The sequence below is a fragment of the Thalassoroseus sp. genome (assembly GCF_984380535.1).
The window spans coordinates 207,780-231,694 of the sequence record NZ_CFHRBF010000010.1; the positions used below are offsets into that span (position 1 = coordinate 207,780).

A 23,915-nucleotide genomic window follows, 5' to 3' on the forward strand; every position below is an offset into this window, starting at 1 on the left:
AAGAAAAGGGTGGATCGACTGATGCGTTGGAAGAACATACGTTTGATCTTCACCCGCGAGGTCCGCGATCAATTGCGCGACCGGCGGACGTTGTTCATGGTTGCGGTGCTGCCGATCTTGCTGTACCCCGCGCTCGGGTTAGGCATGGTGCAAATGATGCTCCTGTTTAACGTCCAAGCACGCACGGTGGTCGTCCTCGGGGCTGACGATTTGCCGACTGCACCGCAGCTTCGTCTTATTCAGAAGGGCAATTTCAACGCCCGCTATTTCGAATCACCAAGCGAGGTGTCGACCCTCCAAGTGATCGCTGACGAGGAATCGACCAAGTCGTTGAAGCAAAAAGATCAGCTGAAACGCATTTTGGCGAATGAGGCCGACATCCGAGGACTCGTGAGTCAGATCCGCGAACTTGGCGAACTGAAAGATACCTGGCTGGAAGAGAATCCCGAGAGCGGCGACCATTTCCCGCAGCAGTCGCAGATTCAGAAACTCAAGAACGACTTGGCGGACCTGACCGTCGGGGCCGATGTCGTGCTGTTGATTCCGGAAGGGTTTGGCGACCGTATCCACGAGTTGAACCAGAAGATTGCCGCTCGGGAGTCGACCGAACTGGATTCCAACGACCGGCCTTATGTGATCAAGAACAGTGCCGACGAAAAGTCCATGGTGGCGGCTCGACGTGTCCGGGGGATTCTGGATCGTTGGGAGGAAGCCGTCCTCGAACAACGCTTGGTCGAAGCATCGTTGCCGAAGTCGCTGCCGCAACCCGTCAATCCGATTCAGGTCGATTTAGCTGAGGACAAACAACGGTCCGCGTTTGTCTGGAGTCAGTTTTTTCCTGCGATTCTCGTCATTATGGCGGTTACCGGAGCATTCTATCCGGCCGTTGACTTAGCCGCCGGTGAAAAAGAACGCGGCACAATGGAAACACTGCTCATCAGTCCCGCCGCACGCGGGGAGATTGTGATCGGTAAGTTTCTCACGGTGTTGCTCTTTAGCATGTCGACGGCCTTATTGAACCTGGCCAGTATGGGGTTCACGAGCCGTTATATGGCCTCGGTGGCTCAGAACGGTATGCTGGAGAAAGTCGGGAATTTGGCTCCCCCGTCCGCCGCGGCGATCGTGTGGATGATTGTTCTTTTGATTCCGTTGGCAAGCCTGTTTAGTGCACTCTGTCTATCGCTCGCGACCTTCGCCCGCAGTACAAAGGAAGGGCAATACTATCTAACGCCACTTTTGCTCGTGACGATGGGACTAACGGTCTTCTGCCTGTCTCCCGGAATCGAAATTTCGCCACTGCATGTGTTCTTGCCGATCGTGGGGGTCGCGTTGCTACTCAAAGAAGTGCTCGCTGACCCGACGAGCACACTGGCAATCACGTATGCACTGCCAGTGTTGTTAGGGAGCGTCGGTTATAGTTTGCTGGCGTTGTGGTGGGCCATCGAACAGTTTTCGAAAGAAACCGTCCTCTTCCGAGAAGCCGAGCGGTTCGATTTGCGTCTTTGGCTGCGTCACTTATTCCGGGATAAGGAAGCGACGCCATCGTTCGTGGAAGCGTTTTGCTGCTTTGGGCTAATCATGATGCTGCAGTTCTTCTCGATGCAGTTCATGCAGCAAGCCGCCCTGGCGAGTGCCCAAGACCCAACCGGAATCAGGGGGCTGCAGTTATTGCTGATTCAGCAAGTTGCCCTCGTTGCGACACCTGCCTTGCTCATGGGTGTCATGTTTACGACGGACTTCCGACGGACGTTTCGACTGCGGATGCCGTCCTGGTCGGTGCTGGGCGTTGCCGCGATTCTGCCCTTCTTCCTACATCCGCTCGTCAAAGAAATAATGACACTGCTCGATCCGTTTTTCCCGCCGCTTCCGCCGGGGGTAATTCGAGCAATGCAGACGATGTCGAGTGATCAACAACCTTTGTGGCTGTTACTGTTGGCATTCGCCGTTGCTCCCGCGATCTGTGAAGAAATTGCATTTCGCGGATTCATTCTGAGCGGTTTGAGCCGGTCACGCCGAGTCGGGTTGGCGATGGCATTATCCGCGATTGCCTTCGGCATGATGCACATGATTCCCCAGCAAGTCTTTTACGCCTCGCTGATGGGATTGGTCCTGGGGCTCATCGCTTTCCGTGGCGGGAGCCTGTTGCCGCCAATCGTTTTCCACTTTCTATTCAACGCACTAAATGTGGTCATTACTCGATACGCGACGTCAGAGCCGGTCGTCGCGACACTCGAGTCGCCGGTGATGAAGTGGTTTTTCCAGACTGGCGAAGACGGCATTACCTATCGTTGGCCATTGTTGATGCTCGCTGCTGTTGGAGCGACGATCGGGATCGGCTGGCTGATTTCGAAACGGTCGGATCCCCGTGCGATGCCGGTCGTGACCGACCCGTATGCTGCGGATTCCACGACGAAACCGATGGAACGATCGGCCCTTGGCGTCTCTTGAAGTCTGGAAGAAGAATTCGCGATGGACCGATTTCGTGTGCGGTTTCGCTGGGTATTCCCTCCCGGTCAGTCGCCGATCGAGGACGCGATCGTCACTTTCGAAGATGGACACGTTTCGGATGTGACCACGAGTCACACTGCCGACATCGATTGCAGCGTGAACGCTGCGTTGATTGCAGGCGTCGTGAATGCCCACACGCACCTGGAATTCAGCGATCTGGAAATTCCCTTAACTCCTGCTGAACCGTTCACCGGCTGGATTCGGGCACTTCTGCAACACCGTCGAACGCGGACGATGCCCACAGCGGAGATCATCGCTGCAGGGCTGAAGGAAGTTAGTAGAAGTGGTACCACGCTCGTCGGAGAGATCAACACGACGGGAGATCTCCCGGTTTATCGCGATGCACCTTCTCGTTCGGTCGTCTTTCGAGAGTTGCTCGGTTTGACTGCCAGTTCGATCGCGGATCAACTCGAAATCGCCCGTGCACATGTGGCCCATCCGACTGACAATTCGACTTGTATCAACGCACTGAGTCCGCATGCTCCGTACAGTGTCCATCCCGATTTGCTCCGCGATATCGTGCAAGTTGCAAGGGACGTATCCCGACCGGTGGCCATGCATGTGGCCGAAACGCTCGCGGAGCGAGAACTGCTGAGCGATGGAACCGGCGAATTTCGAGTGATGCTTGAAGAGTTCGGGCTGTTCTCGGCCGAATTGTTTGGCGGACGACGTCCACTCGATGAATTACGGCAGTTGTCCCACGCAGATCGCGGGTTGATCATCCATGGCAATTATCTCGACGCTGACGAAATCAATTTTTTGTCAGACTGCGAACACATGACGGTGGTGTACTGCCCGCGAACACATTCATTCTTTGGGCATGAATCACACCCTTGGCAAACTTTTATTGCGAATGGCGTGCGAGTAGCCTTGGGGACTGACAGCCGAGCATCCAATCCCGACTTGAATGTTTGGGAGGAAGCCAAGTTCCTCTATCGTCAACATCCCGAAGCATCACCTGCCAGCATTTTGGAGATGGTCACGGTCGCGGGGGAAGCGGGGTTGGTCGGCTCAAACCAGACGACACCAGAGATTACGAACCGACGGACGGACCAGTTGAGTCTCGTCCATTTGCCTGAGAGAGTTGGTCGTGATCCCTATGCGTCGCTTTTTCATTCGGAAGGCCGATGCGGTTCCTTAGACGAGGTCATGCAGTCAAGAACGCAAGATAGAACTTAATAGCTCGGTGGACCGGTCGGGACCGGAGTTTCCACCATCCGCCAGACGCCGTCGGCTTGTCGACGAGTACGGATTTGATAGGACGGGAGATAGAACTCGACGACTTGCCATTTCCCATCCACGCGAGTCGCTGTGTAGCGACAACGTCCTTCAAAGACCCCGACCGCCCGAAACGAGACCACGCCAGTCGCTTCATCCCCATCCGATCGGCACGTGCAATCCGTGATATAAGTCGGACGAATGACCGAAGCATACGACGGGGTTCCATCGCCGTACACGGCTTCGACGATGTCATCTTTTTTCGCGCCAAACGGACTTGTATAGCGAAATTCATCAAGGGCAGCGGGGTCCGACTGTGCAACCAAATTGGGATCGTAGGCAAGTAGCAATACGGTCAGATTTTGATTTTCGATATCCGAAAGCAAAGTCGGCGGCTGTTCGAGAACCTGCTGAAATTGTTCTCGTGGACATGACGCCGCCTGCGGAATGAGCCAGGAAGCTTCGGCAACGCTCAAGGTCGTGGACGTCGTCCATCCGGGATGTTTTGTTGCGACATCTTTTGCGACGGCAGTGGACGACGGTGCCGAATTCTTTGGCGAACCGGCGGCTTCAAATCGATCGCATCCGGTGAAGCCGAACGCAATTGTGATGATCCCAAGAGTCAACCGTTGCATGAATTGACAACCCGTAGTTGAATGCCGATCGGCATTGTGGCTGTAAAAGAGAAAATAGCCACATGAAAATGAAAACGACAGCCGTGCTGCGTACCAGACTGCGCATAGACCGCGCGTGATACGAATCATACGGGAGAGAGGAGACAAATGAAAAGTCGAAACTCAGAAATGTGGTTCGAATCAGTCGTTCAACCGGCGAGATGATGGTTCGGCAACCGCAGGTATTTGATCTGCCGGAGCGAATGCCTCTTCGTCGATCGGAAAAACTTGAATCTCCCATTCCGGGATATCAGAAGAAGGAGCAATCTGCGGACCGGTCAAGCGTGCAGGTACCGTTCGTCTCAACGTTTCTGCAGGAGCGGTTTTCTGTTCACCTGTCGCAGTGGGCTGCTCGTTTGTGTCAGAGGTTTGACGACCGGAATCTTTAAACGGCCACCACAGCCAAGTCGAGACGCTTGCGAGAACAAGCAGTGCAGCCACAACGTGCAGCATCGGCCGGCGTTTTCGTGGCGGCGATGTTTGGGCCGTAGGAGACTTGCTGACTTCGCTCTGACTTGAAATCTGGTAACGGAGACATGCTGGAGTTTCCTGTTCGTAGAACCTCGTCAGCAGATCGTCCAACTGATCATCATTCCAACCATGCGAATCTGAAGAGGACGTCATTCCGAATCCACCCCTGCTTGCTCCAATAGACGACGCAGTCGTTTTCGTGCTCGCGACAATCGCATGTCGACGGCTGAAGCGGACGTATTCAACTCATCTGCAATTTTTTGCGAAGACCATCCCATCGCATATCGGTAAACGAGCACTGTTCGATCTTCCGTCGACATCGTCTCTAAAGATTGCCTGACGATTGCGTGTTGTTCTTGACTAAGCAGGTTTTCACTGGCCGTTTGCGTGCCTGCTGGCGTTCCGTCTAAAAAATCGACCGATTTGGCAGCGATCTTTCGGTGACGAGCGAAATCACGTAACCAGTTTCGACCGACTCTCACCAACCAGGATTTCACATCTCGAATTGAGGACCGATCCTGCTGTTGCAATCGCGCAAAGACTTCCTGAACCGCGTCGTAGGCCAACTCCGACTCATTACAGTGCGCGTAGAAGATCGCCCAAAGTTCTTTCGACAAACTGAGATAGATGGATTCAACCGAAGCTGATCCGAAATCAGTGTGTTCGTGTGTCATGCCTGATCCGGTCGCCAGATCGGACTGAAACCGCCGACCGTCTACAACGCGGACCTAATCGTAAATCTCAACATCCGACCTTCAAGACGGTCGTATGCCGAGAACCTAACCACAAAACCGAGACGAAACTGCGAAATCAACCAAAACGTCCGGTAATGTAGTTCTCGGTCTCTTCACATTCAGGGTTGGTGAAGATTTTTTGCGTCGGGCCGAACTCGACAAGGACGCCTTCATACAGAAACGCGGTGTAGTCACTCGTACGAGCGGCCTGTTGCATGCTGTGGGTCACGATGACGATCGTGTATTCCTGGCGAAGCTCGGAGATCAGTTCTTCAATCGCGGCCGCGCTTTTAGGGTCCAACGAGGACGCTGGTTCGTCCATCAACAGAACTTCAGGACCAATCGCGATGGCACGAGCAATACATAATCGCTGTTGCTGTCCGCCCGACAATCCCAAGGCCGAGGTGTGTAGGCGATTCTTCACCTCTGTCCACAAAGCTGCCTTCTTGAGAGACCATTCCACAAGCTCATCCATTTCGGACTTGCTGACTTTCATGTGCAAACGCGGTCCGAAGGCGATGTTATCGTAAATCGTTTTCGGGAAAGGGTTCGGCTTCTGAAAGACCATGCCGACTCGACGACGCAAGTCCACCACATCCGTCCGCCGATCGAGCAAGTCTAACTCATGGAGTTTGAGGTGACCTTTTGCGTGGGCACCTTCGACGGTGTCGTTCATGCGATTGATCCACCGCAAGAACGTGCTCTTTCCACAGCCACTCGGCCCAATAAACGCCGTCACACGACGTTCCGGTATGCTCATATTGATGTTGTGGAGCACGTGGAAGTCACCGTACCACGCATTGAAGCGACGCACCTCGACAGCCTGTGCAGCTTCGATCTCGGCACTCCTGGGCGCTTGCAAGTTGGTCTGAAGCGCTTGGGACATATTGTGCAATCCGCTAGCCGATCGTGAGTCCGGATCGGAGCCATTGGACGGTTTGACGGATTCCCGGGTCGCGAGATTCGGGGCCGGTTCGTTCGGCTGCGGAGTCGTCATCGAAATCAACTCTTTCGGAGATCAAGACCGTTAAGACAAAGGCTTCTGCAATTTTTGACGCAGGATGACCGCTGCCGCATTGAACAGCAACAACACTCCCAACAGTACGATAATACCCGAAGCAGCGACATCATGAAATTCTTTTACGGCTTGTCCCGACCAGTAAAAGACTTGTAACGGGAGGACAGGCGTATCGCTCATCAAACTATGGGGCATTGAAGTCATGAAGGCGACGCCGGAAATGATCACGATCGGAGCTGCCTCGCCGATGGCCCGGCTCATGGCGATAATCGAGCCGGTCATGATACCTGGAATAGCCGCTGGCAAGGTGACATTTCGAACGGTCTGCCAGCGAGTCGCTCCCAAACCGAACGCTCCCTCACGTAGTGAGAATGGCACGGCTCTAAGTGCTTCCTGGGATGCAGTGATCAGAATGGGCAACACGACGAGCATCAACGTCAGGCCCATTGCCAACACACTGCGTCCGAAGGGTAACCGAAAGTGATACCACTCGGTGTCGGTTTGGAGGCCGCCTGTTTCGTTGACTCGTAGCGTGCGAACAGCCAGTTTCGGATCGTCCGGCCAGTCTGCGTCGCTGGAAATGACATTCAGTTTCACCGCCCGGCCGTTTCCGGTGTACGCTAACATCCCCGACTGCAATTCCGGTGGCGGTTGCTCAGAGTTCTCGACCGGAATTCGCACGATTTGGGGTTCATCCGACTCGAGATTCAAATACTGATAGAAATGAGTTGCTCCAAACTCGAAAGCCGGCTGCGACGGACTCCCAGCAAGACCGAATAGGTTTACGAAAACCGTTAGGCCCAGAATTCCGTAAACCACAGATGGAACACCAGCCAAGTTGGTGATATTCAATTGAATAAAGCCGCGAATTTTCTGGAAGAAATGTGATCGAGGTTGATACTCCTCAAGGAAGATCGCCGTCGCAACTCCCAATGGCAACGTGAAAATCGCACACACGCTGCACACCATCAGCGTGCCGACAAGACCGGTAGAAACGCCGGTTTTAGCGGGTTCGGTACTTGCGGGTCGCTGGAGGAAATCCAAGTTCAGGAAGTGAAGTCCCTGCGCGAAAATCGCCGCCAGTAGAATGAACAGAATCAGAACCGAACAGCCCGCGACAACCGTACAAAAATAGACAAACAGACGGTTTTTCCACTGTCTTGCTGTCGTCGAGCGGAGAGCGGACTGACGTTTTTCGGGATCGGAGAGAATCGCTGGGGTCATCGGTACTCCTCCCGGTAGCGTCGTCGGATCAATTGACCAATGACGGTCAGAGCAAATGTAATAATGAACAAAGTGCCGGCCACGGCGTACAGCGAGTAGTATGCAGCCCCTGTGTGAGTGATATCGCCTTTGGCAGCTCGCACCATGAAACCCGTCATGGTTTCGATTTGGTCTCGCGGATCGAGCGTGACTTGCGGTAGCTGGCCGGCGGCCAATGCGACAATCATCGTCTCGCCCATCGCCCGAGCGAATGCGAGTAACGTCGCTGAGATCAAACCGGAAAACGCAGCGGGAACAACCACGCGGACGGAGACATCCAGCTTGGTTCCCCCTAAACCGTAAGCACCTTCGCGGAGACTTCGGGGAACTGATTGCAAGGCGTCTTCGGTCAGCGAGGTGACGATCGGTAAACAAAGAATCCCGACTGCAATGCCTGCACTGGTCGCATTGAATCCGTTAAACGCCGGATCGATCTTTTGCAGAATCATCGGCGTGATAAATGTGAGAGCGAAGAATCCGTAGACCACCGTTGGAATGCCCGCAAGCACTTCCAATGTCGGTTTGAGCACGGCTCGCAATCCACGCGGTGCGTATTCACTGAGGTAGATCGCAGTGACCAAACCGAGTGGCAGAGCTACCACCATCGCGATAATCGTCACCAGCAACGAACCGCAGATGAGTGGCCAAATCCCGTAGTTATCGTCGCTGCCGATGAGAACCGGCCATTTTGACGTGAAGAGAAATTCGCTCAGAGTGACTTCCGGCATGCCGAAGAAGTGGACACTTTGGACGAATAGAATTCCGATGATGGCAACCGTAGTGAAAATCGAGAACCCAGCCGCTCCCACCAGTCCGGTCAAAATACCGGTCTCACGCCATTGGCGAAGTTGCCTTGCCTTGTTGATTGCCGGTTGGTTCGCTGCTTTTCGCAGCGGCACTTCGTAAGCCATAAGGCCAATCACAGGTTGATAACAAGTAAACCAGATAAAACACTTTTGAGAGTCGCATGCCCCATAGCACGCCACTCTCAAAAGTGGAACCGCAATATGCCAATCATTTAGTCCAGCTCGGAGACGAGGTTTTCATCCACGAAGAGGGTTTTCAAGGACCCTTTCCGTTTTTCGCCTTCCTCGGTCAGATAATGGGTTCCAGTTTTCTTGCCGTTTACGTTTTTCTTGGCGGCTTCGTAGAGGTCTTTCGGCAACGGAACGTAGTAGACGTCGGAAGCCATTTCGGCTGCGTGTTCGAGGTAGAATTTCACGAACAGTCCGACTTCTGGCCGGTCCAAAGCCTTCTTTTTGACATAGATAAACAGCGGACGGCTGAATGGTGCATAGGTGCCGTTTTCGATGGTCTCGGCTGATGGTTTCACAGCTTCGTCCGTCTCTGGGTTGACGACGGCCAATGCCTTGAGGTCGCCTTCGTTGTTGAAGTAGTAAGACGCGCCAAAGAATCCGATTGCAGCCTTGTTGCCTTTGACGCCGTTGACGATCACGTTGTCGTCGGCGTTCGGGGCGATGTCGCTCCGCATTTTGGCATCTTCGAGCACGACTTCGTTGAAGTAGTCGAATGTTCCGGACTCGGTGCCAGGAGCGAAGATTTTGATTTGTTCGGCTGGCCAGTTCGGGTCGACATCTTTCCAAGTCTTAGGGGCGGTGTCCGCACCGAAAATCGTTCTCAGTTGCTCAACGGTGATCTGGTCGACCCAATCGTTATCGTTATTGACGACGATCGTCAGACCATCGTAGGCGACGGGAATTTCGATGAATTCAATCTTGTTTTCTTGGCAGAGCTTGAATTCGGAAGGTTTGATTGGGCGGGAAGCGTCCGAGATATCGGTTTCGCCAGCGCCAAACCGTTTGAATCCGTCGCCCGTGCCGGTGATGCTCACCAAGACGTTGACATTATCGTATGCTTCCGCAAACTTCTCTTGCGCTTTGCTGCTGATCGGAGCGACGGTGCTGGAGCCGTCGATGGTGATCTCACCTTTCAGGTTCTCCTTGAGGCTGCCGTCTCCGCCATTTTCTCCTTCGGGAGTCGAGCTACCACTACAGCCAAAAGCGGGAAGAATCAGGGCGGCAGCAAGCAACGCGCTGGCCCAACGGGGAGTCATAGGGGATTTCATGGAACGTCTTTCGGGAGAATGTGGGTTGCCGACCGAATCCATCGGTGTGAAAGTTCATCGTGCGTCTCGTCCAGACGACCGACAGACTATCGGGTGACCGAGATTATTCAATAGCCCCAATGTTAAGATTTGATGAGCTTTCAAGTTTCAATGGCTTCGAGATTGCCTGCCGCATCGAACGCCAATGGTGTTGGTCCGTCAATGACTTCGAGATCGGTGCGACTTGAAAGCTCGTGAGAATATGCCTCGCTGACCCACACTTCGTCCAGATGTAGGGTGTCACGAATCCGTATAATCTGACTTTCGTGCGGTTCGACCAATCCAACGGTTTGTAACGCATGTTCAAGGGTTTCTCGTTCGGAATCCCACGCCAACGGTGTCATGGCTGCGGTCGGATGACCGCCGGTGATGGCGTTAATGCGAGTGATATTCCAATCCACCTGGTCCAATGCACGACGACTGGCAAATTCAGCGATTCCAATCCCTGTTCCATTGCCATGAGTGGCTTCCGTCAACGCACGTACGAAAATCCGTTTGATCTTGGTATTGTCACCATCCATTGCGACATGATCGTTGAACTTGCGTCCAACGATGTTCGTATCCATCCCCGTGCCCGAGATGTCTTTGCCGATTCGCTCGACAATTAGCAGATCGGCTTCTCGAAACGGCAGCTGAGGCAACCATTGCTGGGATAACTTCAGCAACTCCGGTTCGCGGGTTTGGAAATTCTGTGGAGCAACCGCTTCCAGTAAGCCTGTCTGATCGTAAGCATTCTCGACAATTGCCAGCCCACCGATCACACCACACTTCTGCAGCACGATTTCCGCGACAGACTGAATGATCTCCATAAAACTGTAGCTTTGAATAGCCCGGTGGTAAATCTTTGCACCCTCATGTTTGCCGAGGCCGATGAGCATCATTTTATGCAGGCCGGACTCGATCTCGCCGACAAACCCGGTGTGCGGTTTGATTCGTCCGCAGATGAAAACATGATCTGCCTGGTACGCATGCCGGTCAAAATGGACAGGAATGCCCTGCGGTGTTTGGTCGACAATCATAGTCTCCATGGACGCCCGAATATCCACGCCCAGGAATTCCTCTGTGATCCCATAACCGGAAAGAATCGACGTTTGCCCTTCCACCGTTCCACCGCCATGACTGCCCATGGCCGGTACAATAAAGGGTTCTGCTCCCAAACTTTGGAAGAAACGCACGATCGTTCGCAGAATCACATCGATATTTGCAATCCCACGGCTACCCGCCGGTATCGCCACACTCTCGCCAGGCGAAACGATTCGCTCGAGTCCGAGTGATTTCATCTGCCGAGTGGTTTCGGTTTCGACGTCGTCCACCCGAACGGCAGTGAATTTTTGGCGGACGTGGAACATAGAAGGAAGTAACATGAGTCACCGCGTGTGGGATTCCGTTCCCGTTAGTGTAGAACGGAACATAGGTAATCGCCACTCCGACCGACTTTCGCCGTAACGAACCGATCAACTGGAAAGATCGACGTCATGCCTCGACATAATCATACCCGTGATGATCCAACAGTGATTGTCCGTCCCGGATTCGAGATTCCGACAACGGAATTTGAACTGACTTTTGTGCGAAGTTCCGGACCGGGTGGTCAGAATGTCAACAAAGTCGCCACGAAGGTTCAACTTCGCTGGCCGGTCGGCGAATCGGAAAGCCTGCCGGAGCGTATTCGGGATCGGTTTGTGCAACAGTGGCGATCACGCATGACCAACGAAGGTGAGCTACTTATCACCAGCGAGCGGTATCGTGATCAAGCCCGGAATGTGGGTGATTGTTACGATAAACTCAGCGAGATGATCGACAGCGTGGTCGATCCGCCGAAACGACGTAAGCGAACACGACCCTCCCGAGCCTCGAAGGAACGTCGCATCAAAGCCAAAAAGCAGCGTTCTCAACGAAAGTCATTACGGAAGAAACCGAAACTCTCGGAGTAACAGATTTTCGATCCATGAGTTTCGACGAACGTCCCGTTCACGTGTCCTGAGAATTTGTAGGAACTCGGTGAGCTCATCTTGGCCATCAGTGAATAATTGACTGATCTTGCCCAAATCGCCCGATTCCCGCTATCTTCTGCCCCATGCGGAATACGGAGATTCTCACGCGGGGGTTTATGATGGCGATGTCACGGATGTTGCACCGGGTTGGATACCCATTGAGCATGCTGGCCGGTTTCGCGTTGGCGGTTTTGATTAGTAGCCGCCCGCATCCGACACAGCCCACGACTCATGAAGTCTATGCGACCGAACTGGCCGTTCCCGCAACGGACCCTGTGGAGATTGTCGCGGAAGATGCGTGTGAACTGGCACTGTTTGATGTCGAGGATGCGAGTTCTGCGAATGCCCAAGACGTCATCGTTGCGCAAGCTCCACCTCAGTTGTCTCCGTCAGCCATTCCACCCAACCACTTGGTTCCACCACCGACAGACGACCTGCAATTTATCGAAGACCCCTCCCCGGTTGACGATTTGATCCGACAAGAGATCGCCGATCCTACACCTGCAGAAATGGATGTCTGGCGTTCGGAATTGAAAGACCTTCCTATCGACGCGGCTCGTGAGATCCTGAAACTTCGACGGGCTATCGACTTCTCCCCTCCAAGTTCCCTCGGCGAATTCGACCTGCCGGACCCGGCGATTCTTCCGCCAGATCCGCTGTTCCTTCCCGAGCCGGCAAAGAGTTTGTCGCCGATGCCATCGTCGACTGTCAGCGAATCGACCCAGGTGATTGCAACCAGTCTCCGGGACCTGCGTTTGGCCCATCGGGTGTTGGCGAACAATCTCGTCAATTCGATGACGCCCGGCTTCAAACGGCTGGAACTTGTCTGGCAAGATACCGCTTACCAATCGCCCTCGGCAAAGGTTTATCTTGGATCCGGTGGTGCTCTCGCAGAAACGCGAGTCGACGTGTCACTGGGGCAACTCGAGAAGTCTGCTTCGATGTGGGACTTGGCAGTCGACGGGCCGGAGTGGTTTGAGTTGCGATCCGGTGACGACGTGAGTTTGACACGCAATGTGCGGATGACCCAAGAAGATGGCGTGTTGGGAATGCGAATCGGAAACACATTCTGGCAGTTCGAACCGCCCATTGTGATTCCGGCAGACTGTCACAAGTTGACAGTTCACACCGATGGCACCGTTGACGTTGCAGAAACGCCGCAAAGCGAAGCGTCGATCAGCTGCGGACGAATCCAACTGGTCAACGTCTCCGCAGAGTCGTTGACGCCGCTTGGTCAGTCGTTGTACGCGGCTAGCCAGAACACGGTGCCCCTTTCTGCGTCCAACACTCGCGGAGTTATTCGTCAGGGTTATCGAGAGCGGTCGAATGTCGACTTCGACCGGGAACTCGAAGAACTACAACGTCTGGAATCCTATATTCAGGAACTGCAACAACTCGTTGATGAGATGGGGGATTTTGGGGACTTGACCCAGAAGCCTGCTGTCTCGCCTCGACACGCCCCGCAGCCGGCAGCCCATGTGGAGTCGTTTCCACCGGCTGTCGCCGAATAAGCTAGTAAGCCGACTTTGCGGAACGGTGCTGGCGTTATACGTCTTCCTCGTTTACCACGCGCGGAGTGAGAATAATATCGAGGCCGATGAAAGTCGTGCCGATTTCCCACTCGTCGCGATTCCAATCAGTGATGACACGTTTCGCTTCCAGTCGGTCGAGCATCTGCTCGGTATACATCGGGACCTTGTCTTCAAACTCCTGCAAGAAGTTGAGCTTCCGACCCAGCAAGTTCAGGACGCCGCTAATCGCCCCGCCGCCATTTTCTTCAATCAGTTCTTTACCTTCCGGTGAACCGGCGTCTGGACCTTTGAACGTCAGGGAAAACGACCGGGCGGTCTTGCCGACATTTGCGAAAATTCCGTCGCCAAGTCCGATGTAGTCCACGTGCATGATCCGCACAGCACCGTCGTAGATCCGGGCACCCTTGTAGATCTCGTCGAGGTCCGTTTCGATGAAGTCCGACTTGAGTGCCAAATTGACGGCTTTATTAAGGTTCTGCATCGCTTTCTTTTCGCCCAAAACCGTGGGCGAAATGGAGAGTTCCAAGTCGGCAATGCCACCGGCTTTTCGAGCGGTTACTGTTCCGTCACTGCCGGCAGGTACGGAAATCGCGAAATCGACATCGTCTACGGACTCCGAACTATCTTGCGACTTTCGCTTGGGCATAGCTACTCCTTGAACTCCATAAGACGGTCATACGATCGCGGTGCTGTGGAAACAAAGTTTCATCGGATTGTACCACCCGACGAAAAATTCGCTATCATCGGCGTCGATAGGCAACTGTCCCGGAACGGGCCAATTCGCGAGTTAACAGGGAGCAGACATCATGACAGGTTCACAGTCTCGAATCGCCTGGACATGTTTGGCGGTTGCTTTGATTGGGCTGGTGTGGAGTAGTACCACACCGTTCGCCCAGCAATCGAACGCCACGAGACAGACCGCGGCTGGCGAAAAAGTTTCACCCCAGTCGCTGATCCCCGCCAGAGCGATTTTCTTCACCCAATGTGACGGGGCGGCAGCTCATCGCCAAGCGTATCAGCAAACCGCCGCGTACGAAGCCTTCGAAAAATCCGGATTGATGCCCACAATTCGCAAGGCATTTGTGGAAACGTTGAGCAAGATCGGACCTGCCGCTAATCCGATCTTGCGATCGTTACGTCATATTGAGCAGCACGGGTTATCGGTTGCTCTTTCGTTACCCGGACCGCCCGGTCCACCGATCCCCAATTTGACGGTAGTGCTTCACGAAGCCGCCGAGTTGGAACGTGTGATCGGACCGGCAATTCAGGCCCTCGCAGCAGAGGAAGGGATCGAATTCACCACGAAAGAGGTCTCCGGACAGGAAGTCACCTCGGGAATCATCCCGGTCCCCAACACTCCTGGGATTGAAGTGGGCTGGTGGACGAAGGGCTCCCACTTGGTGATCACAACGGGAATCAACGCCGTCGGACAAGTCGCAGCTGTCTCTTCTGGGGCGGCCGAGAACTTGGAGACACACCCGCTTTGGAAGAAGTACGGCCAACGTCCCGAGTCGTTCACGCGGACTAATTTGGCTTGGTTCGAATTCGACGAGGTCTTGCAATTGGTCTCGCGGATCGCGATTCCCGGTTCCGCTCCCGATGCCAATGGTCAACCACGTCGAGTGGGTGATTTGTTGTCGGTGTTAGGTTTTGACGGGCTCGGTGCCACCATCGTGCAATGCGGTATCGACGGCGAAGCGATCTGGTCCGACACATTTGTGGAATACACCGGCGAACCCCGCGGGCTGTTTGCGATGAACGCTCCCAGCGGCAAACTGACGCTGGCCGACCTTCCGAAGTTGCCGGCCAATGTCAGCCGATTTCAAGCGGCATCCGTCGATCTTTCTGCTATGTCAACTGCAACGGTCAAGTTGACTCGCGAACTGATCGAGTTCCTTCCCGACGAACCTCGACAACAAGTCGAGCAATTCCTGAATGAAGCGGTCGATGGTGTCGGCTTCGATTTGCAACGCGACTTCCTGGCTGGATTGGGCGACAAGAGTTGTTTCTATCTTGATGGCAATCAATCCACTTTCAGCCAAGCCTACGCGTCCGCCATTTCTGTGAAAGATCCTCAGAAAGCCCGCTCGGGACTGCGGAGCATGCTCCGTTCGCTAGTAACGAAAATTCCCAATGGAATCGTGCGACTCCATGAGTCAAACGTGCGTGGGCGTGAAATCGCGTCGTTATCAATGGGTTTGGTACCCGGACAGGATTCGCCGATCGTTTCGTTCTCAGTGAGCGATGATTGGCTGGTCGTGGGCAATATTCCTCAGACTGTCGAAGCGTTCTTCCTGCGACAAGAAGGGAAGCTGCCGCACTGGTCCGCTTCGGACCTACCCGAAGCGACGACGAAGAATCTCCCCAAAAATTTCCAAGGCATGTCGGGATTAGATATCCGACCGGCGTATGAAGTCGTCAGCGGTTTGTTGCCCCCAATTGCCGGTCTCGCAAAATTCGGACTGCGGGAGTCGGGACTCTTCGGAGATGACGTGGACGTTCCACTCGACATCGCCGATTTTCCCCCAGCGGAACTGGTGGTTCAGGCGTTGTTTCCGACGATGACAACGGTCGAGAAGGTTGATGGTGGCTATCATTATCTTTCACGCGGAGCTGCTGCGGACCCGTCGGGAGTGTTGATTGTGGGCGGCATTGGGGTGGGCGTCGCATTGTTATTGCCAGCGGTGCAGGCCGCGCGAACCGCCGCTCGTAGGACGCAGTCGCAAAACAACATGCGGAATATTTCCCTTGCCGTCATGAACTTTGCATCGAGCCATGCCGGTGAACTCCCAACCGGCACAATTCCCAATGACGATCTGAAACCGGAAAAACGCCTGAGTTGGCTTGTTCAAATCTTGGCGAACATCGAACAACAAGCCATCTTCCGAGAACTCAAACAGGCGGAAGCGTGGGACTCCGACGCCAATAAACCGTTTTCCGAAGTGCAGATTCCCACGTTTATCAATCCCGCTGCGGTGACCACTGAAACATTCGGTGCGACAAACTATGTGGGCATTGCCGGTTACGGCAAAGACTGCGAAACACTGCCGGCGAAGCATCCACGTGCCGGTGTATTCGGATACAACCGAAAAGTCTCGCTCGACGACATTTCAGCCGGTGATGGCACGGCCGCGACACTCATGATTACCGAAGCCGTCGAGCCTTACGGGTCATGGTTGGCCGGTGGATCGGCGACAGTCCGCGGCTTCAAACAGCAACCATATATCGACGGCCCAGACGGGATCGGTTCGCCGTTCCCAAGCATCATGAACGCTGGCTTTGTCGACGGGAGTGTGCGTGCCATTTCCAAAGACATCGACCCCACAGTGTTGGAAGCGATCAGCACTTACAACGGGGGCGAAGAATTTGATCTGAATCGGGTCCGATGAGTTCGAGCATGGAGGAAACACCGGACGACAACTCACCGCAACGGTCGGTCTGGCTTAAGTGGGGTTTAATCACTTACTGGATTGGTGTGTTCTTGCTGACACACCTTCCCTTTCCCGACACGGGTGCATCTTTCCCGCATGCGGACAAAGTCGTGCATATGGGAATTTACACCGGACTTGCGTTTTTGTTATCCGCTTTGATGACGATCGACAGTTGGCAAGCCAGCTGGAAGATCTTTCTGGTTTGTATCTGCTACGCGATGCTCGACGAGTTGCTGCAGATTCCAATCCCGACCCGCACTGGAGATTGGCGGGATTGGATCGCAGATGTGATCGGTACCACGGTTGGACTAGCCGCTTGGCTGGTCTTCAAGCGGCGTTGGCAGAACGATTCTCATTAGCGTTTGATGCCAACTCAAATCATCGCTTGACCGCGTTTCACAAGTTGAATGGGCACGCCCCAAGGATCGCGGAGCATCGAAACTTCATCGCCGCCGCCCACGTCTTGCGGGTCCCGGTAAACCGTGGCGCCGGCGTCCGCCAAGCGTTTGGTGTCGGCGGATACGTCGTTCGATACAAACGCCAGGTGAAACGCAAACGGATCGAGAGCCTGATAATCCGGCATGTCCGCGTCGGGGTTGCGGTAAATTTCGATCATGACCGTGCCACTGTCATCTGCCAAGAAATGACCATACGGCGGCTCGACTTGTTTACGCTTGACGGTCAACCCGAGGTGCGAAACGTACCAACGTCCCATTTCGTTCGGTTCGGGAACATTCAGTGCTAAGTGTTCAAGCTTCATTTTCGGATGTTCCGGTTAAGTCGTTTCGCTTTTGAGTTGCCACTGGGCACGATAAATCGGCAAACCCGCCTTGCGTTTCTTACGTTCGTAACTAGTGCGGTAATCCATGTCGTGTTCGGGTGTTTTCTCGACGGGAGTCGGAAGACTCTGGAACCGCGAATCGTGGTTGACGAGTGATGTAATTACGCCGAAGTACTCCTCGACATCGGTCCAAGAGTGCAGAAAACCCTCAGGTTTCAAGACCCGCACGGCGAGATCGAGAAATTTGTCGTTGAACACGCGTCGGGAGCGGTGCTTGCGTTTCCACCAAGGATCGGGGAAGTAGACGTGTACTGCATCGACCGACTGCGGACGCACGTACTTGCGGAACAACGTTTCCACATCTCCGCCGATAATACGCGCATTTGGTTGTTCGCGTTTCTTAAGGCGTTTCGCTCCGCGACGAGCCTCTCGGTAGTCGACTTCGACTCCCAGGTAATTGACGTCGGCATTGGCTTCACTCGCCGTCACCACGAACAAGCCCCGACCGCAGCCGACATCGATCTCCACGGGATGATCGTTGCCGAAGACCGTGGACCAATCAAGTGGGTACTCGTAATCGTAGAGTGTGTGAAACCAAGGACTGAGATCCTCGGTGGGGGGCTGTTGTTGAGCAATCGCAACACCTTCGTCAGACATATCTTGTTGAACCAGTTTCTTCATCATCCAATTATTTGATTTTCCAGAGGTGCTCGTCACTGCGGACGAACACTGCGTCCTGACTGATAGCGGGGGTGGCGAGGAAAGTCGCCTCGAATTTGCGTTCGGAAACAACTTCGCCACGTTTCTCACCCGGTTCCACGATCTGGGCATCCCCACGCTCTCCGAAGAAGTACAACTTTCCAGCGGCAGCGATCGGACTGGAACTGAATGGTCCTCGCAGGCGGAGTTGCCATTCGCGTTTGCCGGTTTCGATGTTTGCACACGTCAGAGCACCACTGCGGTTGACCGTATAAATACGTCCCTCATAGACCAATGGACTCGGTGTCGATGGTGACAACCCACCTTCTTGCCATGTGATCTCCGGTGCTGAACTCTCCGCGATCGGTTTCAACGCTGTGATCCCGTTGGAAGGGACGTAAATGATATTGGCCGCCACCACGGACGACGGAATTGTGGAGGCGCCGTCGCTGTAGTTCCACACAACTTCGCCGGTTTTCGGCTCCACAGCCGTCAGACCGTCCGAAGATTGCAACAACGCGAGTGGATGATCAGAGTCAGCCGCGTACACGCACGGTGAAGTCCAGTTGGCTTTCCGGGGGCGTTCGATTTTCCATCGTTCTTCGCCAGTCGTCGCGTTGATACCAACTGCAAACGCTTCCGCATCGCTTTCGACCTGACAGATGACAGTTTCGTCGATTACGATGGGCGACGAAGACATCCCGAGACTGTTGCTCGCGTTGGGATAATCGTACGTCAAACCGCGGTACCACATGAGATTGCCGTCCAGGTCCAACGCGATCAAATCGTTCGACGAAAAGAACGCGAACACGTGCTTGCCGTCGCTGCAAGGGGTCGGTGTGGCGTTGCACATTTTGTCGTGCGTGCCGGTTCGACCGGTTGCCCAGAACTTGCGTTCCCAAAGTTGGTCGCCGGACTCTTCATCGAAACACAAGACGTGTATCTTGTCTTGCTGCGGTCCGCTACTGGCGGTCACGAACACCTTGTTCCCGACGACAATCGGACCGGACAAACCCCGTCCTGGGAGATCAATTTGCCAAGCCGTGTCATCGAGTGAAGCCGGTGCGTTCGAATCTTCCGCGACACCATCGACCGCGTTGCCGCGGAATTGTCGCCAATCAGCATGGGCGACGGTTGCCACGGACAGGATCATCAATGTCAAGCAAATGCGGTTTCGCATGAGGTTGTTCCTTTGAGAGGGAATCTGCAATTGGGAGGACCAGGAAACACGCAAATTACTTCGGACTTGCTGAAGGGAGGATCGCACTGCCGGCACCGTCACTCACGCGGATTTGGAACTGGTAGTTTTGAGCCCAGTCTTGGGTTTGCTCGTTCTGGCAAACCTTGAGAAGAATCACATTCCGACCGGCTTTGAAATTGGCAGGGACTCGGTACTGATCCATTCGGGTGCTTCGATGGTATTCCTCGCGAGCGAAAAGTTCCTCTCCATTGACCCACAATTTCCAAGCGTTCGGCGTGCCCAAGCGGAGTTGCACGGTCTGTGGTGCGTCGCTAAAGAACTCCGTCGTCGCGTAAACACAGGACCCTTTCCAGTTCGTCAGGTCTTTGCGGATATCGACGATGCCATAGTCATTGTCGGTTGAGACGGGTTGCCATTTCACTGTTGGCTGATCGTATTCAAGGTCGTACTCGGTCGGATATTCCGCATCGACGTCTAATTCTTTCTCTGGTGGGTAGACCGTCGCAAAGCCATCTCCGCCCCGGTTTTCAAATGGGCCGACGATCTTCCATTCCGTCAAGAATCCGAAATGTTGCTGCAGGTCGACATCGACACCGAATTCTTTGAGTGGTCCGACAATTTCCTCCACTTGGTCCCGATCGACCGCACCCGAAAGGGCTTCCTGATAAACGGTCTTCGCTTTGTCTGCCGCTGCTTTCGGGTCGATCTTCTTGGCGTCGGCAATCCGAGCTGCCACGGAAATTCGCCGTAGCTCTGCACTCGGGTCTTGCAGGAATTCTGGTACCAACCGGTCGGCGGTTTCTTCGTCGGCGCGTTGTAGTAGGTCGTAGGCCAGGCTGCGAGCTTGTGGGTTGTTCGTCTTGTCTTCGACGAAGGCCACCAGTTTTTCCGTCGGCAATGGTTCGTCATTGATCACCGCCCGGTCGGCGATGGTTTCGACTGCACTGCGGAGATAATTTGTTGCCAACGGGTTGGCGTCTTCGAAGGCTGCCAAAATCTCTGGAATGACCGCCGGGGCTTGTCCGGCTAGTTCCCGAAGTGCCTCCGATGCGGCGACGTTACCCGTGCCTTGTTTTTGAACGCCACGAATTCGCTCGAGCAGTGTTGAGGTCTCCGCCGCCGAGGCGATAGCACTCACTGCCAGCACGAGAATTCCCGCCAAACTGAATCTTCGCATGGTGTTTCCATTCCTACCAGTATGTACGAGCATTCCGAGGAGGCTCCGAATCGATCTAGAGGCGTCACGCTTGAATCCGGCGTATTCTATCAACGCTTGCGTTCGGTTTGAACTCTACGCGCTTCGCTTGCGATCAGATTGCGTCTATGCGATGCTCGCAAGCCCTTCCGCATAGTCGGAGGCAATTCACACCGACACATCATTGACGAATCATCTTGGAGCGTTTCCCATGTCTATTCCTCCGCTCGTCATCCTGGCGATCGGCATTGCCGTCGTTTTAGGGATGATTATTTGGCTGCGGATCAATGCGTTTCTCGCCTTGTTGACTTCGGCGGTCGTGGTGAGTTTACTCGCCTGCGTCAACAAGCCGGAAGACTTCCCCGATTCCATCGACCGGATTGCCCGAGCCTTTGGAGGAGCAACCGCCGATATCGGAATTGTCATCGGGTTAGCTGCGGTGATCGGGCAGTGCATGATGGAAAGTGGAGCGGCTGACCGGATCGTACGGGCCTTCCTGCGTTTACTCGGTGAAAAGCGATCGCCGTGGGCATTGATGGGGAGTGGATATGTGCTCGCCGTGCCTGTGTTCTTCGATACGGTGTTCTATCTGCTCGTGCCGTTGGCTCGGTCATTCTACAAACGGACGGGCAAGAATTATCTTTTGTGTATATTGGCAATCGCTGCCGGCGGTGCGATCACACATACATTGGTTCCGCCAACTCCCGGACCGCTAGTAATGGCCAGTTCGTTGGGCGTCGATCTAGGGTTAATGATGGGGATCGGGGCGTTAGTGGCGTTGCCGGCAGCCGTGATGGGAATCGCATTTTCCCGCTGGTTAGACAAGCGAATGGAGATCCCGCTGCGGACACTCAGCGATGTCGAAGAGCAGGAACCGTTGTCCGATGAACAACTGCCGGGACTGTTCGTTTCTTTACTCCCTGTGTTGTTGCCAGTGGTGCTGATTGCTTGTAATACGATCGCGACCACAATGGCGAAACCGGCCCTGACGGCAGCGGAAGCCAACGGAACCGACCCGACGGGATTCTGGGTAGACGCAACGTTTTACACATCCGTCGTTGGAAATCCGAACTTTGCATTGATGATCTCGACGGCAATCGCGATGTTGCTCGTCTTGAAAACTCGTGGCCCAAGTCGGGAAGAGTTCGCGAAGATCGTGGAAGTTGCGTTGATGAGTGCCGGCGTGATCATCTTGATCACCGCTGCGGGAAAAGCGTTTGGGGAGATGCTGAAAGCAGCAGAAATCGGTCCCGCGATTCAGGGAATGTTTGGGGGTTCGGGATCAGGCGGCTATGGACTGTTATTTCTCGGGTTCGGATTGGCGGCCTTGTTGAAAGTCGCTCAGGGATCGAGCACGGCCGCGATGATTGTCGGTTCGAGTATGCTTGCTGCGATCGTTAGTGATGCGCAATTGCCGTTTAACACGGTTTATATTGCAACTTCGATTGGTGCGGGTTCGCTGATTGGCTCCTGGATGAACGACAGCGGATTCTGGATCTTTGCCAAAATGGGCGGGTTGACGGAAACGGAAGCCTTGAAAAGTTGGACGCCGTTATTGCTCGTCCTCGGCTTCACCAGTATGGCGATGACGCTACTGCTCGCTTCCGTCATTCCCCTGACCAACCTGTAATGGCACTACTCGACTAACGGGATTCTGAGGTCCTGCTTCTTGCCATTCCGGAGAACGGTAACAGGCAGGACGTCCCCGGGTTTCCGGTTGAGTTTCAGCCACACTTGAAACTCTAGCGTGGAAAGTTTGTTCGGCTCACCGTCGATCTCGGTAATGACGTCGCCAACTCGCAAGCCGGCGTCAAACGCTTTCTTACCACCACTCTCACCGCGATTGATCCAACGGGCTTCCAACGGTTTGGAATCTTCGGGCAACTTGAGTTGGCGTTTCTTGCCTTCGGTGACTTCAGGTAGCCAAACATTGAGTCGGGGTGGCAGCGAATACAACGAACCACGCCAGGAAATGTCGTTCTTTTTCCATCCGGCTTCGAGCGCAACAGTATGTTGACGACCGTTGTCCGTTTGAATCGTCACCTCGACGTCTTTATTCGGTTTGTTGTGTAGAACCCATTGCATATCGGCGATCGAGGTGATTGCTTGACCGTCCATGTGCGTGATGCTGGAACCGGCTTTCAATCCAGCATCAGCAGCGGGAGAATCGGGGCGTACTTTGGCAATTTTGCGACCGTCTTTCGGATCGATAACGATTCCCGCTTGATCCGGCAAAGGCCACCGCCACAACATTTCGTGCGAATAGTTGCCGGTGGAAATGGCGTGGAAATGTTCGGCGTCGTGGATGTTGTGGCAATGGATGCAATTGTTGCGAGCGGTCTCGCCACGATACCGATCTTTCCGCGGCAAACCGGGCATTTGCAAGGCGGTTTTGTACGGCTTTTTCTCACCGAGTTTGCCCGCAAGTTCGTCGCGGTTCGCCGGGTAGTTCTTGTGCAATTCCAGCACCCGTCGCATGGTGGTCTTCAGTCCCGCAAGTGAGTTGTACGCATCCGCACCGGCGGCACTCTGCGTTCCATAGCGAGCGTAAACCGTGCCATCCGCATTGATGAACATGGCCGCCCAGTTCAAATCGTAATCGAACTGAAACTGCGAAAGATCAACGCCTTTCATTTCGACCTGTCGCACGGGGATGAACTCTTTCCGTGCCAGTTCTTCGACTTGTTCATTGCCAGCGGCCACTTCTGCATCGAATGCTTTGCAGTCTTTACAGGGCACGCAGCGAAATGTGACGAACAGCGGCTTGTTCTCTCGTCGCGCGATTTCACGGGCTGTCTCGAGATCGTTGTAAACCCACCAGTCTTCACCGTCGGCATGGGTGTCTTGAATCGCATCTTTGAGGCGGGCAGGATTATCGGCCGCCAGTAACCAATCCGCACTGGAAAGTGCTGCCAAAAGAGCAAAGGTGAGTAGCAAGCGTTGCATGAGCGTCAACCTTGTATGAGTGTTTACAGGCATCGGAAGCCCAACCGAGGGCTTTTCCCCTGTCATTCAATGTTATACATTGCAGATTTCCGATTCAGAATTCAATCAGTTCGCGATCGAAAGGTCTC

Annotated in this window: 21 protein-coding genes; 7 read left to right on the forward strand and 14 right to left on the reverse strand. The window is 54.3% G+C overall.

Annotation, left to right across the window (positions count from 1 at the left end; translation table 11 throughout):
- Positions 1-21 precede the first annotated feature (21 nt).
- Complete coding sequence (locus AC5DDB_RS15660) at positions 22-2,448, forward strand: ABC transporter permease subunit/CPBP intramembrane protease (protein ID WP_491740676.1); 2,427 nt, start codon at positions 22-24, stop codon at positions 2,446-2,448.
- A gap of 21 nt (positions 2,449-2,469) precedes the next feature.
- On the forward strand, positions 2,470-3,687 hold the full coding sequence (locus tag AC5DDB_RS15665; protein WP_491740677.1) for an amidohydrolase family protein: 1,218 nt from the start codon (positions 2,470-2,472) through the stop codon (positions 3,685-3,687).
- On the opposite strand, the gene AC5DDB_RS15670 is transcribed toward AC5DDB_RS15665, so the two are convergent.
- The 8 genes from AC5DDB_RS15670 to AC5DDB_RS15705 all read right to left on the reverse strand — a co-directional run bounded on the left by AC5DDB_RS15670 (position 3,684) and on the right by AC5DDB_RS15705 (position 11,375).
- Positions 3,684-4,361, reverse strand: coding sequence for a hypothetical protein (locus tag AC5DDB_RS15670; RefSeq protein WP_491740678.1), 678 nt, complete (start codon positions 4,359-4,361; stop codon positions 3,684-3,686). The genes AC5DDB_RS15665 and AC5DDB_RS15670 overlap by 4 nt on opposite strands.
- Before the next feature lie 424 nt (positions 4,362-4,785).
- Positions 4,786-4,938 (reverse strand): hypothetical protein, encoded by a 153-nt coding sequence (locus tag AC5DDB_RS15675; protein WP_491740679.1) that lies wholly within the window; start codon positions 4,936-4,938, stop codon positions 4,786-4,788.
- Between the two features lie 82 nt (positions 4,939-5,020).
- Positions 5,021-5,545 (reverse strand): RNA polymerase sigma factor, encoded by a 525-nt coding sequence (locus AC5DDB_RS15680; RefSeq protein ID WP_491740680.1) that lies wholly within the window; start codon positions 5,543-5,545, stop codon positions 5,021-5,023.
- Between the two features lie 136 nt (positions 5,546-5,681).
- Positions 5,682-6,491, reverse strand: a complete 810-nt coding sequence (gene pstB, locus AC5DDB_RS15685) for a phosphate ABC transporter ATP-binding protein PstB (protein WP_491740737.1) — start codon at positions 6,489-6,491, stop codon at positions 5,682-5,684.
- A gap of 141 nt (positions 6,492-6,632) precedes the next feature.
- Positions 6,633-7,847, reverse strand: a complete 1,215-nt coding sequence (locus AC5DDB_RS15690; RefSeq protein WP_491740681.1) for a PstA family ABC transporter permease — start codon at positions 7,845-7,847, stop codon at positions 6,633-6,635.
- On the reverse strand, positions 7,844-8,797 hold the full coding sequence (gene pstC / locus AC5DDB_RS15695) for a phosphate ABC transporter permease subunit PstC (protein WP_491740682.1): 954 nt from the start codon (positions 8,795-8,797) through the stop codon (positions 7,844-7,846). Before pstC ends, AC5DDB_RS15690 begins: the two co-directional genes overlap by 4 nt.
- A 107-nt stretch (positions 8,798-8,904) precedes the next feature.
- Positions 8,905-9,972, reverse strand: a complete 1,068-nt coding sequence (locus AC5DDB_RS15700) for a PstS family phosphate ABC transporter substrate-binding protein (RefSeq protein ID WP_491740683.1) — start codon at positions 9,970-9,972, stop codon at positions 8,905-8,907.
- 140 nt (positions 9,973-10,112) lie between these two features.
- Complete coding sequence (locus tag AC5DDB_RS15705; protein WP_491740684.1) at positions 10,113-11,375, reverse strand: nickel pincer cofactor-dependent isomerase, group 22; 1,263 nt, start codon at positions 11,373-11,375, stop codon at positions 10,113-10,115.
- 111 nt (positions 11,376-11,486) lie between these two features.
- On the opposite strand from AC5DDB_RS15705, the gene arfB reads away from it, so the two are divergent.
- Both arfB and AC5DDB_RS15715 read left to right on the forward strand, forming a co-directional pair.
- The gene (arfB, locus tag AC5DDB_RS15710) at positions 11,487-11,942 is read left to right on the forward strand and encodes an alternative ribosome rescue aminoacyl-tRNA hydrolase ArfB (RefSeq protein WP_491740685.1); all 456 of its coding nucleotides are present in this window, start codon (positions 11,487-11,489) and stop codon (positions 11,940-11,942) included.
- Positions 11,943-12,136: 194 nt separating this feature from the next.
- Complete coding sequence (locus AC5DDB_RS15715; protein ID WP_491740686.1) at positions 12,137-13,513, forward strand: hypothetical protein; 1,377 nt, start codon at positions 12,137-12,139, stop codon at positions 13,511-13,513.
- Positions 13,514-13,547: 34 nt separating this feature from the next.
- Here AC5DDB_RS15715 and AC5DDB_RS15720 read toward each other — a convergent pair whose 3' ends face one another.
- Positions 13,548-14,180: a hypothetical protein gene (locus AC5DDB_RS15720; protein WP_491740687.1), complete on the reverse strand. Its 633-nt coding sequence runs from the start codon at positions 14,178-14,180 to the stop codon at positions 13,548-13,550.
- A gap of 160 nt (positions 14,181-14,340) precedes the next feature.
- Here AC5DDB_RS15720 and AC5DDB_RS15725 point away from each other — a divergent pair, with 160 nt between their 5' ends.
- Together AC5DDB_RS15725 and AC5DDB_RS15730 are read left to right on the forward strand one after the other, a co-directional pair.
- A complete protein-coding gene (locus tag AC5DDB_RS15725; RefSeq protein WP_491740688.1) occupies positions 14,341-16,923 on the forward strand; it encodes a DUF1559 family PulG-like putative transporter in 2,583 nt (860 codons plus the stop codon).
- Positions 16,920-17,324 carry a VanZ family protein gene (locus AC5DDB_RS15730; RefSeq protein WP_491740689.1) on the forward strand — a complete coding sequence of 135 codons (405 nt, stop codon included), beginning with the start codon at positions 16,920-16,922 and terminating at the stop codon, positions 17,322-17,324. The genes AC5DDB_RS15725 and AC5DDB_RS15730 overlap by 4 nt, the downstream gene beginning before the upstream one ends.
- Positions 17,325-17,338: 14 nt before the next feature.
- Here AC5DDB_RS15730 and AC5DDB_RS15735 read toward each other — a convergent pair whose 3' ends face one another.
- The 4 genes from AC5DDB_RS15735 to AC5DDB_RS15750 are packed head-to-tail and all read right to left on the reverse strand — an operon-like array spanning position 17,339 to position 20,823.
- On the reverse strand, positions 17,339-17,725 hold the full coding sequence (locus tag AC5DDB_RS15735) for a VOC family protein (RefSeq protein ID WP_491740690.1): 387 nt from the start codon (positions 17,723-17,725) through the stop codon (positions 17,339-17,341).
- A gap of 15 nt (positions 17,726-17,740) precedes the next feature.
- Positions 17,741-18,430: a tRNA (guanosine(46)-N7)-methyltransferase TrmB gene (trmB, locus tag AC5DDB_RS15740; protein WP_491740691.1), complete on the reverse strand. Its 690-nt coding sequence runs from the start codon at positions 18,428-18,430 to the stop codon at positions 17,741-17,743.
- A 4-nt stretch (positions 18,431-18,434) separates the two neighbouring features.
- Positions 18,435-19,625, reverse strand: a complete 1,191-nt coding sequence (locus AC5DDB_RS15745) for an outer membrane protein assembly factor BamB family protein (RefSeq protein ID WP_491740692.1) — start codon at positions 19,623-19,625, stop codon at positions 18,435-18,437.
- Between the two features lie 55 nt (positions 19,626-19,680).
- The gene (locus AC5DDB_RS15750) at positions 19,681-20,823 is read right to left on the reverse strand and encodes a hypothetical protein (RefSeq protein WP_491740693.1); all 1,143 of its coding nucleotides are present in this window, start codon (positions 20,821-20,823) and stop codon (positions 19,681-19,683) included.
- 229 nt (positions 20,824-21,052) lie between these two features.
- On the opposite strand from AC5DDB_RS15750, the gene AC5DDB_RS15755 reads away from it, so the two are divergent.
- Complete coding sequence (locus AC5DDB_RS15755) at positions 21,053-22,471, forward strand: GntP family permease (RefSeq protein ID WP_491740694.1); 1,419 nt, start codon at positions 21,053-21,055, stop codon at positions 22,469-22,471.
- Positions 22,472-22,476: 5 nt separating this feature from the next.
- Here AC5DDB_RS15755 and AC5DDB_RS15760 read toward each other — a convergent pair whose 3' ends face one another.
- The gene (locus AC5DDB_RS15760) at positions 22,477-23,787 is read right to left on the reverse strand and encodes a Trx7/PDZ domain-containing (seleno)protein (protein ID WP_491740695.1); all 1,311 of its coding nucleotides are present in this window, start codon (positions 23,785-23,787) and stop codon (positions 22,477-22,479) included.
- Positions 23,788-23,915: the final 128 nt, after the last annotated feature.

Bases quoted from the DNA above. Each gene is read 5' to 3' on its own strand.
- AC5DDB_RS15675 (WP_491740679.1), bottom strand. From the start codon at position 4,938: ATGTCTCCGTTACCAGATTTCAAGTCAGAGCGAAGTCAGCAAGTCTCC.
- trmB (WP_491740691.1), bottom strand. From the start codon at position 18,430: ATGATGAAGAAACTGGTTCAACAAGATATGTCTGACGAAGGTGTTGCG.
- AC5DDB_RS15665 (WP_491740677.1), top strand. From the start codon at position 2,470: ATGGACCGATTTCGTGTGCGGTTTCGCTGGGTATTCCCTCCCGGTCAG.
- AC5DDB_RS15755 (WP_491740694.1), top strand. From the start codon at position 21,053: ATGTCTATTCCTCCGCTCGTCATCCTGGCGATCGGCATTGCCGTCGTT.
- AC5DDB_RS15705 (WP_491740684.1), bottom strand. From the start codon at position 11,375: ATGTTACTTCCTTCTATGTTCCACGTCCGCCAAAAATTCACTGCCGTT.
- arfB (WP_491740685.1), top strand. From the start codon at position 11,487: ATGCCTCGACATAATCATACCCGTGATGATCCAACAGTGATTGTCCGT.
- AC5DDB_RS15660 (WP_491740676.1), top strand. From the start codon at position 22: ATGCGTTGGAAGAACATACGTTTGATCTTCACCCGCGAGGTCCGCGAT.
- AC5DDB_RS15690 (WP_491740681.1), bottom strand. From the start codon at position 7,847: ATGACCCCAGCGATTCTCTCCGATCCCGAAAAACGTCAGTCCGCTCTC.
- AC5DDB_RS15715 (WP_491740686.1), top strand. From the start codon at position 12,137: ATGTTGCACCGGGTTGGATACCCATTGAGCATGCTGGCCGGTTTCGCG.
- pstB (WP_491740737.1), bottom strand. From the start codon at position 6,491: ATGTCCCAAGCGCTTCAGACCAACTTGCAAGCGCCCAGGAGTGCCGAG.
- AC5DDB_RS15745 (WP_491740692.1), bottom strand. From the start codon at position 19,625: ATGCGAAACCGCATTTGCTTGACATTGATGATCCTGTCCGTGGCAACC.
- AC5DDB_RS15735 (WP_491740690.1), bottom strand. From the start codon at position 17,725: ATGAAGCTTGAACACTTAGCACTGAATGTTCCCGAACCGAACGAAATG.
- AC5DDB_RS15750 (WP_491740693.1), bottom strand. From the start codon at position 20,823: ATGCGAAGATTCAGTTTGGCGGGAATTCTCGTGCTGGCAGTGAGTGCT.
- AC5DDB_RS15730 (WP_491740689.1), top strand. From the start codon at position 16,920: ATGAGTTCGAGCATGGAGGAAACACCGGACGACAACTCACCGCAACGG.
- AC5DDB_RS15725 (WP_491740688.1), top strand. From the start codon at position 14,341: ATGACAGGTTCACAGTCTCGAATCGCCTGGACATGTTTGGCGGTTGCT.
- AC5DDB_RS15670 (WP_491740678.1), bottom strand. From the start codon at position 4,361: ATGCAACGGTTGACTCTTGGGATCATCACAATTGCGTTCGGCTTCACC.
- pstC (WP_491740682.1), bottom strand. From the start codon at position 8,797: ATGGCTTACGAAGTGCCGCTGCGAAAAGCAGCGAACCAACCGGCAATC.
- AC5DDB_RS15680 (WP_491740680.1), bottom strand. From the start codon at position 5,545: ATGACACACGAACACACTGATTTCGGATCAGCTTCGGTTGAATCCATC.
- AC5DDB_RS15760 (WP_491740695.1), bottom strand. From the start codon at position 23,787: ATGCAACGCTTGCTACTCACCTTTGCTCTTTTGGCAGCACTTTCCAGT.
- AC5DDB_RS15720 (WP_491740687.1), bottom strand. From the start codon at position 14,180: ATGCCCAAGCGAAAGTCGCAAGATAGTTCGGAGTCCGTAGACGATGTC.
- AC5DDB_RS15700 (WP_491740683.1), bottom strand. From the start codon at position 9,972: ATGAAATCCCCTATGACTCCCCGTTGGGCCAGCGCGTTGCTTGCTGCC.